Here is a 12,472-nt window from a genome sequence, read left to right as displayed (position 1 = left end):
TCAAACCCGCAGCGGTTCATGATACATAACGGGCTGGCCGCGATCGGTGATCGCGGCCAGCCCGTCAGTGTGTGGTTGTCAGGAGACGATCACTGTACCTCTCGCATGGTTCATGGGTGGTAGGTGTTGGAGGCCCAGAGGGGCTTGTTGTTGGTGTCGTATATGACGAAGTTGCAATCGCCTTGGACCTTGGCGGTAGCGCCGGGGTTGTTCGGTGTGCCGGAGGACCAGAGGGAGTTTGCTGCTGCGCCAGGTGTGGTGAACTTCGGGTCGGGCTGATAGACGACGAGGTTGCCGTCGGCCTGCATGGTGGCGTAGGCGCCGGGGTGGCCGTTGGTGTTGGTGGACCAGAGGGGCAGTCCGCCGAGGGTGTAGAGGACGAGGTTTCCGTCAGCCTGCATGGTGAGCATGGTGCGGGAGGAGTAGGCGCTGTCGCCGGGGTGCAGGACGGTGCCGCCAGCCATGCTGGCCGTCAGGTTGCCTGGTGTGCTCGGGGCGTTGTAGACGGAGACGTCGCTGATGCTGCCGCTGAATGGGCTGGCGTTCTTGTTGCCGTTGTTCTGCCAGCGTCCGATGGTGAAGGACCCTGCGGTTGAGGAGAACGGCTTGTGCTGGCCGATGCCGGCGAGGTTGCCGTTGACGTAGAGGCTCATCTGACCGGTGGTGGCGTTGTAGCTGGCGCTCAGTTGTGTCCAGGTGTTCAGTTGGACGTTGGCGTTGGTGTTGACATCCGAAGTTACGTCGTAGGGCCAGCCGTTGGTCGGATCGGCGGTGGCCATGGCGAAGTGCCAGACGTTTCCGTTGCTGTCGGGCCAGAGCATGAAGGACTGGGTGTTGCCGGCGTCTTGGCCGAGGACGACGCCGTTGTAGGCGCTGGGCTTGGCCCAGGCGCTGACGGTGAAGGACTTGGTGGGGTCGACGATTGGCCCGGTGGTTTCGATCTTGCTGGTGCTGCCGTTGAAGACGGCGACGTTGGGCGGGGTGATTGGTGCCTTCGTGTTGGGGTCGATGGGGAGCGTGGCTCCGCTGGGGTTGTCCGGGCTGAAGGTGACGTTGGACGCGGTGCCGGGGTGGGTGCCGAGGGCGGTTCCCGACTGGGCGAGGTCCTGGCCGAGGCTGTCGGCTGCGGTGGTGCTGTTCGCCTTGTCGTTGAGCTGCCAGAGCCCCTTGGGGGTGGGCAGAGTGACGGTGTTGGGAGAGCCGGTGGTGACAAAGCCCGTGACGGGAGTGCTGTCGGTGCCGTCGGCGCTGGTTCCGGTCCAGATGGTGAGCTGGTTGGAGGTGTTGACGGTCCACAGGTCGGCAGGGGCGTTCGCGGTGGTGGGGCCGCCGGCGAGGTCTGCAGAGGCGCCGACGGTGGGATAGGTGCTGACGGGCAGGGTGATGCCGGGCAGGGTGATGCCGTTGGTGGCCGGGTTTGCGAAGTCGCTGTAATTGGGGGTGTTGCCGCCGGTGATGCGGTAGGCGTGAATGGTGCCGTCGGTTCGGTTGCGCGCCCAGAGGGTGGGTTGCTTGGCGGTGGTGCCTGGTGTGATGCCGTTGGCGGGGCCGGGGTTGATCAGGTCGTAGTTGGTCCAGTCCGCGCTGGAGAGCTCAACGGCGGTGCCGTCGAAGTAGAAGCCCGGGATCTTGTTGCTCTCTGGCGCGCCGTGGAAGAGCCAGAGGTGCTTGTTGATGACGGCGATCAGGGACGTGCGGCTGACCGAGGAGGGTGTGCTGCCGTTGGCGGGGGTGTAATAGTCGCCTTCGGGACGTCCGATTGCCACGATCTGGCTTGTCTGTGACCAGTCAGTGAGTTCTGCCGGACAGTCAGTAGGTAGCGGATTGCCGGTACCGTCCGTGCAGCTGTCGGTGGGTGGAGCGCTGATCGGTGTCTTGACGGTGTAGGCGCCACTGCCGTTGTTGACCAGCTCGTACAGGTTGGTGGGGTCGCTGGGCACGTGGGCGATCAGATCGTCGACGCTCTTGGCGGGGAGCAGGGAGCCGCGGTGCGAGATCTGGGCGCCTGCCCACCCCTGACTGCCTGGAGCGAGGGAGGCGTTGGCGCTGACCGAGTTGGTCGGGTCGATGGTGGTGCTGACGATCTTCAGGTTCCCGGCATTGTCGGGTACGACGATGTCAGGCTTGCCGTCACCGGTGACGTCGCCGAGGACGGGCTTGGAGGCCGGGTTCCAAGGGGCGTAGAAGGCGTATGCGGCGGGCTGGCTGTAGTTGCCGGCGTTGTCCTGGGCCTGGGCGTAGAGGATGTTGGTGCCCCAGTTGCCCGGAGTGGTGTTGAAGTCGGCGCTGTTGGTCGCGGTGTTGTTGAGGTAGACGCCGTTGGTGGCGCCGTCGGTGCAGTGCCAGCCCGTGACTGGGCTGGGGTTGGTGCTCACCCGGTAACAGGCCACGCCGGACGCCGCGGCGCCGGTGGGGACGGGGTCGGTGCCGTGGAGGGTGAATCGGGCCTGCTGTCCGGCGAACTTCTGTGGCGTGGGATTGGGGGTGCCGGAGGGCGGAAATTCAGGTGAGCTGATCGACACGGTAGGCGGGGTGCGGTCGATGCCGAAATAGCAGAGCTGGGTCCATGGGGATCCCAGCCCGGGGTTGTTGGCATCGCCGTCGTAGGCACCGGCGTGCCAGCCGTAGACCTGGCCGTCCTGGAGCTGGCTGAGGGCCAGGGTCGTGTTCTGGGCGTTGGTGTCGGTGTTCACCGAGCCGCCCCAGCCGCTGTCCTGGTTGTAGCTGCCGTTGCCGGCAGTGGAGTTCCAGAAGACGTTGAAGGAGGTGTGCAGGCTGAGGTAGGCGGGGGACCAGGTGTTGACCGCGAGTTTGACGGTCTGGTTGGCGCCGATCCAGCCGACGTTGTCCCAGGGGTTGGTGCCGCCGCTGTTGCAGTCGAAGTACTTGCCGGTGGAGGCGAAGCCAGGCTTGGGGGAGGTGGTGGGGCCCCAGGCACTGGGCTGGATGTCGTAGTTGGTGGTGATGTGGGGTGCGCTGCCGGGGCTGATGCTGAGGTGGTGGCGGTAGAGGGCGTTGTTTTCGTCATCGGGGGCGATGCCGACCGTCCAGTCGCCCCAGTGCTGTGAAGCGGCCTGCTGGATCTGCGAGGTGACGTCGAAGCTGATCGGCCCGGTGCCAGTGAGGCTGGCGGAGTTGCCGATCTTCTGGCAGCCGGCCATGGTTCCGTTGGTGCCGCAGGGCTGTGCGTTCCAGGTGGTGTTGGTGTTGATTGCGCCGGTCCAGTACAGGCCGAACGGGGTGTTGGTGCTCGGGCTGGAGGCGTCGGAGACGTTGGCGATCAGCTTGGAGTCGTAGACGGTCGGCGGGCTGGGTGCGCCGCCGGGCTGGTTGTAGATGTCAGAGTTGATGCCGATGTCGAAGTAGGCGCGGTAGCGGCCGTACCCGGTGCAGTCGGAGTAGGCGCAGTAGCCGGTTCCGACCGGTGAGTTGACATCGTAGTTCTTGGTGTCGGGGTGGTTCTCCTGGACCTGGACCCAGTGCTGGGTGGCGCTGTCCCTGCTGATGCTGACGCTGGGGTCGAGGTACCAGGGGCCGGTGCCCTTTCCGAGCACGTTCTGGTCCGGCGTCAGGTCCATGCCGCTGGCCGTAGTGCTGACGGCGATGGGTGCGATCTTGGCGCTGTCACCGGGGGAGTCCGCCGTGGAGGAGTTGGTCGACGTCATCGACGTGCCGCTGTCGATGCTGGGTGCTGCGAAAAGGGACCGGGTCGCCAGCGAACGCGCTCCCGACGCAGCGGGCGCGGGGAGCGTGGAGTCCCACTGCATCGGCGTGGGCGCGTGCAGGCGCACCGCGCCTGCGGAGTCCTTGAACGCGACATTGCCGGCTGTATCGGTCGAGGCCGTCAGCCCGGTGGTGCTGATCGGGAAGTGCAGGGTCTTCAGGGCCGGGTTGGCGGCGGCGGTGGCTGTCTTGACGACGATGACGTCCCGCCAGCCGCCGTCAGGCAATGCGGTGACCTGGAGGTCGACGTCGGAGGTCAGGACGCCGGCATAGGTGGCGGTGGCGCCGGAGAGCCTCGGGGCCGGGAGACTGAAAGGCGCAGTGACCGAGAGCTGTTTCCCGTCAGCGGTGGTTACCGACGCCAGCGGGCCGGTGCCGCCTCCAGACAATCTCAGCGAGTTCGGGGTGACGGCCGGACTCAGCGTGCCGTCGGGGTTGGTGTGGAGTGTCGCGTCGATCGCGGCCCATCCGGAGCCCTGCTTGACGCGGACGGGAGCGGCAGAGTCGTCAGTTGTGAGCGTCCCGTTGGGGTTCACCACGGTCGAGGAGGTCGCTGTGGTCAGCGCGTCGACAGGCACGGACTTGCCGGTTGACTTCGCCTGCACTCGCGCGTTCGCGATGGCCTGACCAGTGGGTGACAGTGCTGGAGCCGGGCCGGCCGGGGCGCTTGCGGTAGGGGTCGTCGTGGGCGGCTGCGGCCCGGTGACCGCATTCGCAGCTGGTGCGACAAGGAGACCGAGTGCGAGGGCGCCGTTCGCGCCAAGTGAGGCCAGCTGCAGGAGATGATGCCTCCGTGTAGCTGGTGGGTGTGAAAGTGAATCAGTCGTGGGCCAAGGCATGATGAGGCCGTTCCCCTCCCCAGTGCCAGCCCATTCGGCTGGCTGTTCGACTTGGCACCTTGCTTCGTCGATAGCCGGGGGTCAAGTTGCTTTGGAGGCTTGTGGCCACATGTCCCGATTGGTTCCGGCAATAGGGTCAAGAGTTCGCAAAGTTCAACGGCTGGGCGGTTGCTGGGCCTAGCGGCGTGAAGGCGTCTTCACATAGCGTCGGTCGGTGATCACGGCACCGCTGTGTGCTGGTGGCATCGGATCAACTGTTGCAAAGGGTGGGGAGTGGCTGTGCGGCTTCGGCATGCGCGGATATCGAGCAGGCATCGGCAAGGGAGTCTGACGGCCGCGCTCGCGGTCGTGCTGGCCTTGCTGAGCGCCCCGTCTGCTACGGCTTTGGAGCCGAAGCTCGGCGGCAAGACCTGGACACCGCCCCACACACCACTCGGCTCGCAGAGCAAAGCGGTCAAGGGCACCAATCTCAAGCCCGCTGGGGCGAAGCCACCCCAGTTCCCTGTCCCGGCAGTTTGGACGCCCGCGCCGACGGCCCCGGCCCGCGGTGGCTCCGCAACGGTGACGGTCGGGTCCGACTCTCCGGATGCGCGCGCCGCACGGGCGGCCTCCGGCGGCGCCGCACCGGCCTCGGCCGGTGACCAGCCTGTAAAGGCCGGCGACTTGCCCGTCGCCGTGGCTGCCAAGGCGGGGACGGCGAGCGCGACACGCAGCGTCAAGGTCGACGTCTCCGACACCGCCAAAGGCAGGGCCGCCGGTGTCCTCACGCCGCTGGTCAGCCTGATCGGCAATCCGTCTGACGACGTGACGGTAAGTCTTGACGTCAAGGCGCTGAGCGGCCAGGGCTGGGGTGACCGTGCGCGCTTGGTTTCGCTTCCGGCCTGTGCGCTAACCACCCCGGACGCGGCCGAGTGCCGCATCGAAACCCCGGTCGCCGCGATCCTGGACGCGGCATCCGGCACCTTGACTGCGGACGTCAAACTCCCCGCCGAAGGCAGCACGACCAAGCCGGCCAGCGTGACCGGCCCGGGCTCGCACGTGCTGCAGGCCGGCCTGGTCCAGGCATCTACCGTTGGCGCGCCGATGGTTCTGGCTGCCACCTCGTCCCCGTCCGGGCCAAACGGCAACTACACCGCCACCTCGCTCAACCCCTCGATGGCGTGGAGCGCCGGGGCGAACGTTGGCAACTTCACCTACTCCTACCCCATTCAGACGCCGCTGTCGCTGGGCAAGCTGGCACCGTCGGTGTCCTTGTCCTACGACTCCTCCGCAGTGGACGGGAAGACGTCCGCGCAGAACGCGCAATCCTCGTGGATCGGTGCGGGCTGGGACTACCAGGCGGGCTTCATCGAGCGGACCTACAAGTCCTGCTCGAAGGACGGGATCGCCAGCAGCGGAGACCTGTGCTGGGGCGGTCAGAACGCCACCATCAGCCTGGCCGGCCACTCCGGCGCCCTGGTGCGCGACGACAGCACCGGCATCTGGCACCCGCAGAGTGATGACGGCTCCAAGATCGAGCAGCTGACCGGTGCCCCGAACGGTCTTCCCACCGGCGAGTACTGGCGCCTGACCACCAACGACGGTACCCAGTACTACTTCGGGCAGAACCACTTGCCTGGCGGCGACGGTACCGATCCCGCCACCAACTCGGCGTGGGCCGAGCCGGTCTACTCGCCCAACAATGGCGACCCCTGCTACAACTCCGGCTCCGGACAGTCCTCCAACTGCGTCATGGGATGGCGCTGGAACCTCGACTACGTCGTCGACACCCACCAGAATCTGATCACGTACACCTATGCTGGCGAGACAAACAAGTACACGCGGGGTGGTGGCCAGAACAACGGCAACGGCACCCTGACCACGTACACGCGTGGCGGCAACCTGCAGACCATCGGCTACGGTCAGCGGCTGCCTGAGCAGGTCGCGGCCAAGGGCACCATCAAGGCCGCGGACCTGGTCACCTTCACCACCAGTGAGCGATGCGTGCCCTCCGGCTCGATCACCTGCGACCCGTCGCAGCGCACCGCAGCCAACCAGGCCTACTGGCCGGACGTGCCACTGGACCAGGCATGTGACGGCACCGGCAGCTGCACCAACTACAGCCCGTCCTTCTTCACCACCAAGCGCCTGACCAGCATCTCGACCTCCGTGCTCGTCAACGGCACCTATACGCCGGTCGACTCGTGGGCGCTGGGTCAGTCGTTCCGCGACCCTGGTGACGGCACCCCGAAGACGCTGTGGCTGGACTCCATCACCCGCACCGGCTCCACCGGCGGCACGGCGGTGAGTCTGCCGGCCGTGACCTTCACCCCGGTGGAGAAGGCCAACCGGGTGGACGGCCTGTTCCCGGCCGAGCCGGTGTTCAACCAGCCGCGCATCCAGCAGATCACCACCGAGACCGGTGGACAGATCAACGTCATCTACTCCCAGCCCAACTGCTCCCGAAGCAGCAAGGAGGACGACAACCGGCTGCCGTGTCAGCCGGTGCACTGGTACCTGCCCGGATCGAGCTCGACCACCCCGGTCAACGACTGGTTCAACAAGTACCTGGTCACAGCGGTAACCCAGCAGGACGGCACCACTGGCGCGCCGGTGGTCTCCACCAACTACACCTACAACGGTGACGCGGCCTGGCACCGCAACGACGCGCAGTTCACCGACCCCGCCACGCGGACATGGGACGGCTTCCGCGGGTACCAGTCCGTCACCATCACCACCGGTAGCGGAAATGCGGGCGAGGCCCCCAAGACCCAGAAGACCGTCACCTACCTGCGCGGAATGGACGGCGACTACAAGCTCGACGGTAGCCAGCGGAGCATAGCTGTCACCAGTCCGCTCGGCGGCACGGTGACCGACAGCGACTGGCTCTCCGGGAAGGTTCTTGCCACCCAGACCTACAGCCAGGCCGGTGGCCAGGTCATCGCGATGACCGGCACCGCCGCGACCGGACAGCAGGCCACCGCCACCCAGACCCAGTCAGGTGGAATGCCGGCCCTGGTCGCCCGCTACCCGGGATCCCAGGCCACAGAGACCACCAAGGAACTGCTGGCCGACGGGACGACCTGGCGCACCACCACCGCCGTCACTACCACCGACCCGGCCCACGGCAATCGCGAGCTGACCGATGACGACCGGGGCGACGGCACTGCATCGGCCCCGGAGATCTGCACCACCAGCACCTACGCGAACAGCAGCAACCCGATGCTGACCGGCCTCGTCAGTGAGAAGAAGGCCGTGGCGGGCCCGTGCGGAACCACCGCTACCGCGACGAACACCATCTCGGACACCCGCACGTTCTTCGACGGCCAGGCCATCGGGCAGGCCGGAGCGGTCGGAGACCCCACGGGCACCCAGGAGCTCGATCACTACGACAGCAGTAGCAACCCGGTCTACATCAGCACCGGCACCACCACCTACGACTCCTACGGGCGCCCGCTGGCCATCTCGACGACGGACGGCTCCACCTACAGTACGGCCGGCTCCCAGCTGAGCGGTGCCAACACCGCGGTGGAGACCACCACTACGGCCTACACGCCGGCCAGTGGCAGCCTGCCCACCAGCGTCTCGGTCACCGCGCCGCTCGGCTGGACCACCACGTCCACCCAGGACCCCGGCCGTGCCCTGCCGTTGACGTCCAGTGACCCGAACGGCCGGGTGACGACCGAGCAGTACGACGGCCTCGGACGCCTGACCGCACTCTGGGAGCCGCAGCGGTCAACCACCCTGCCGGCGAGCATCGCCTACACCTACTCCGTCAACGGCACCGCCTCGCCCTCCGCCGTCACCACCCGCACCCTGCGCGAGGTCTCGGGGAGCACCAACTTCTCCTGGAAGACGGAGATCTACGACGGCCTCGGACGCATCCGACAGTCCCAAGCCACCCTGGCCACCGGTGGTGCGGGACGGCTGATCTCGGACACCGCCTACGATTCGCACGGCTGGGCGATCAAGACCACCTCGCCCTACTACGACCCCAACTCCAGCCCCAACAGCACCATCTTCTCGGCACAGGACTCGCAGATCCCCGCTGAGACCTGGACCACCTACGACGGACTGGGCCGAGCCACCAACCGTGCGTTCATGTCCTACGCCCAGCCGCAGTGGTCCACCACGACTGCGTACCCTGGCGCCGACCGCACGGATGTGACCCCGCCTCAGGGCACAACCGCCACCAGCACCGTCACCGACGCGCGAGGCCGCACCACCGCCCTGTGGCAGTACCACACCGCAGCTCCCACCGGCCACGCCGGTGACGCAGACGTCACAACCTACGCCTACACCCCGGCGGGCCAGCCCGCCTCTCGCACCGACGCGGCCGGCAACACTTGGTCCTACACCTACGACCTCAGGGGTCGCCAGGTCTCGGCCACCGACCCCGACACGGGCACCAGGCAGACCTTCTACGCCGCCAACTCCCGCATCGACCACACGACCGACGCCAAGGGCAACACCCTCGCCTACAGCTACGACCTGGTCGGCCGCAAGACCGGCCTGTACAGCGGCAGCGTCGCCCCGGCCAACCAACTCGCCGGCTGGGTCTACGACACGCTGGCCAAGGGCAAGCCGACCTCGTCCACCCGCTACGTCGGCGGCGCTAACGGGCAGGCCTACACCGAAGCCGTCACCGGCTACGACACCGCCTACCGCCCGAAGGGCACCAGCGTCACCATCCCCTCCACTGAAGGCGCCCTCGCCGGCACCTACAAGACGTCCTACGTCTACAACCCCATCCTCGGGACCGTGAAGACGATGACACTGCCCGCGATGGGAGGCCTTCCCTCCGAGATCGTCGGCTACGTCTACAGCGACACCGGCGCCCTGGTCGCCTCCGGCGGCAACGACACCCTCGTCAACAACATCGTCTACGACGCCTGGGGCCGACCCACCCGCACCACCATCGGCCCGATCGGCACCCAGGTCGTCTCCACCCAGCAGTACGACCCCGCCACCGGGCACCTGATCACCTCCTGGATCGACCGGCAGACCTCACCCGTCTCCGCCGACCAGATCGGCTACACCTACACACCGTCAGGCGCGATCACCTCCATCAGCGACAACCAGAACGCCACTGCCACCGACCGGCAGTGCTTCGCCTACGACTACCTCGGCCGACTCACCCAGGCCTGGACCGACACCGGTTCCGTCACCACCAACCCCACCGGTGCCTGGTACGACAGCTCCGGCGCGCAGCAGAGCACCGGCACCTCCGCCTCCGTGCCCGGTGTCGGCGCGTGCACCAACGCCAGCGGACCCAGCACCACCGGCGCACTGAGCGTCGGCGGCCCCACCCCGTACTGGCAGAGCTACAGCTACGACGCCACCGGAAACCGCACTCGCCTCGTCCAACACGACACCAGCGGAAACACCGCCAACGACACCACCACCACCCAGACCTTCGCCACCCCCGGAACGGTCAACACACCGACCACCGCCCCGAACACCGGTGGCGGCACCGGCGGCCCACATGCACTCCTGACCAGCAGCACCGCAACAGCCGCCGGCACCACCACTGCGAGCTACCAGTACGACCAGCTCGGCAACACCACCGCCGTCACCGCCACCGGCGGCACCACCAATCTGACTTGGGATGGCGAGGACAAGCTCTCCTCCTTCGCCACCACCGGCCAGACCAGCGGTGCCACCTACCTCTACGACGCCGACGGCAACCAGCTCATCCGCCGCGACCCCGGCAAGACCACCCTCAACATCGGCCCTGACGAGCTCACCCTCGACACCGCCAGCGGCTCGATGACCGACGTCCGCTACTACGGCTCGCCCGGCGGCATCACCATCACCCGAGTCACCTCCGCCACCGGCGGCGGCACCCTCGTCTACCAGGCCGCCGACCCCCACGGCACCAACAGCGTCCAGATCACCACCGACACCTCACAGACCATCACCCGCCGCGCCACCGACCCCTTCGGAAATCCCCGAGGCACCCAGTCTGCTCCGGGGACCTGGTCCGGCGACAAGGGGTTCGTCGGCGGCCTGTTGGACCCGGCCACCGGGTTGACCAACCTCGGAGCACGCGAGTACCAGCCCGCCACCGGTCGCTTCCTCAACCCCGACCCAATCATCGACCAAGCTGATCCCCAGCAGTGGAACGGCTACGCCTACAGCAGCAACGACCCGGTCGACCTGAGCGACCCGACAGGAATGCTGCAGCAGCTGGCTCCCGGATCCGACGAGCGAATCGACCACTGGGCACCACCAATCGGCTTCCACCGCCCCTCCCGCAAGGCGATCCTCGCCGGAATGCTCGACAAGGTCTGGCAGACGATCACTGCGCCGCCGCCAACCTTCTTCGGTGTCCCGCTCGTCCCCTACATCCCGGTTCCCCACGCCATCGACCACCCGGCCGCAAGCATTCTCGGCGTTCACACGGACTCCGAGGGCTACCAGCGCGGACAGGACATCGCCGACGCCGCAATCTTCACCGCAGGCGTCGTCGCCGCGGTCGTCGATGCGGGAGCGGTGCTGGACGACGGCCTCGCCACCGGTCTCGCGCGCGCTGGGCGTCCCAAGGGGGGCAACTCCGCAGGCCGGCCCCACGACACCGGCGGTGGCAGAGGGGGAAGTTGCCCCGTACGAAACAGCTTCCCCGCCGGAACCCCCGTCCTGCTGGCCGACGGCACCAGCAAGGCCATCGACACCCTGACCGTCGGCGACCAGGTCACCGCCACCGACCCGCAGAGCGGCGAGACCAAGACCGAACCAGTCACCGCAACCATCGTCGGCCACGACGACACCCAGTTCACCGAGCTCACCCTGACCAACCAGGCGAACCCTCGCGGCGACTCCTCTGCTAGCACCCTCAAGTCCACCCAGCACCACCCCTACTGGGACATCACCACCAACCGCTGGACCGATGCCCGCGACCTGAAGCCCGGTGACCACGTCCTCACGACGGACAACATCACCGTCACCGTTCAAGCCGTACGCAACTACGAGACCGATGCCCAGATCGCGTACAACCTCACCGTCGCAGAGCTCCACACGTACTATGTACTCGCGGGCACCACGCCAGTTCTGGTACACAATTCCTGTGCGACAAATTCAGCCCTAGCAGACCTGCCTATCCACGCGCAGCCGACCAGGTTCTATGCGAGGGCTGGGGAGATGCTGGACCGAGTTGCTGGAAACCCGACGACTCACGAACAGATGTTTGGCAGTGCAGATGCTAGACATGGAGGAGTGTCGGCACTTTCGAATGATGATCTGATCCGGTTCGGAGGTCCCAGCGGGCAGGAGCCCATCACGGGATTTAGGGATTATGCGCCGGGTGACGATATCAAGCTCCCGGGTTCGAGGCTGCATATCGTCGATGGAAATAACCGTACGGCTGAAATCGCTAATCGAGTTCTTTCTGGCCAAATGGATCCGAATACGCTTATCGAGGTCATGATAGGAGGGCAATGAACATCGTCGCGGTACGACTGGACGCTCCGGTGCACTTCACGGCGTTTGTGTTGAGCGGAGACGAGGAGTCCGCTAAGCGACTGTGGGTCTGCGTCCGCGCGGCCGACTCGGCTCCTGCGGTCTCATGGCTCGGTTGTTGGAGCAGGGAGCCGGAACCTTCTCTGGGCGAGATCAAGGAGCTCCTTCGGCTCCTCTCCCAGTCGATTAGCTCAGGGGTGGTGATTGGCCCCTACGGTCCGGCCTTGGGCGCGATTGAGTCGTTCCAGTCTTGGGATTCGTGGGGGCCTGGAACACCTCGCCCGATCCTCGGCTGCCGCCCCTGGGAGTTGCAGGACGGACACTCGCTGAATGAAGTCTCCATTGATGACTTGAATCTGGGCTGATTGGTAGGCTCTAATCCGTCACTTGGGTGGCTTATCGCGGCTTGAGAGATACCAAGGAGCCCCACCGAATTTCTTCTCGGTGGGGCTCCTTGTACTACAGCGGCGGAT

Annotated in this window: 3 protein-coding genes; 2 read left to right on the top strand and 1 reads right to left on the bottom strand. The window is 66.6% G+C overall.

What is annotated here, in order from left to right:
- Nucleotides 1-110: 110 nt before the first annotated feature.
- Nucleotides 111-4,301, bottom strand: a complete 4,191-nt coding sequence (locus C7C46_RS29180) for a LamG-like jellyroll fold domain-containing protein (RefSeq protein ID WP_181442593.1) — start codon at nucleotides 4,299-4,301, stop codon at nucleotides 111-113.
- A 609-nt stretch (nucleotides 4,302-4,910) separates the two neighbouring features.
- On the opposite strand from C7C46_RS29180, the gene C7C46_RS29165 reads away from it, so the two are divergent.
- Both C7C46_RS29165 and C7C46_RS29160 read left to right on the top strand, forming a co-directional pair.
- Nucleotides 4,911-11,981: a polymorphic toxin-type HINT domain-containing protein gene (locus tag C7C46_RS29165; protein ID WP_146259250.1), complete on the top strand. Its 7,071-nt coding sequence runs from the start codon at nucleotides 4,911-4,913 to the stop codon at nucleotides 11,979-11,981.
- Nucleotides 11,978-12,364: a hypothetical protein gene (locus C7C46_RS29160; RefSeq protein ID WP_110672923.1), complete on the top strand. Its 387-nt coding sequence runs from the start codon at nucleotides 11,978-11,980 to the stop codon at nucleotides 12,362-12,364. Before C7C46_RS29165 ends, C7C46_RS29160 begins: the two co-directional genes overlap by 4 nt.
- The last annotated feature ends 108 nt before the right edge of the window (nucleotides 12,365-12,472 follow it).

It is taken from the genome of Streptomyces tateyamensis (assembly GCF_003205575.1).
Taxonomy (GTDB): domain Bacteria; phylum Actinomycetota; class Actinomycetes; order Streptomycetales; family Streptomycetaceae; genus Kitasatospora; species Kitasatospora tateyamensis.
This window is presented reverse-complemented; position numbering and strand designations above follow the sequence as displayed.

Bases quoted from the DNA above. Each gene is read 5' to 3' on its own strand.
- C7C46_RS29160 (WP_110672923.1), top strand. From the start codon at position 11,978: ATGAACATCGTCGCGGTACGACTGGACGCTCCGGTGCACTTCACGGCG.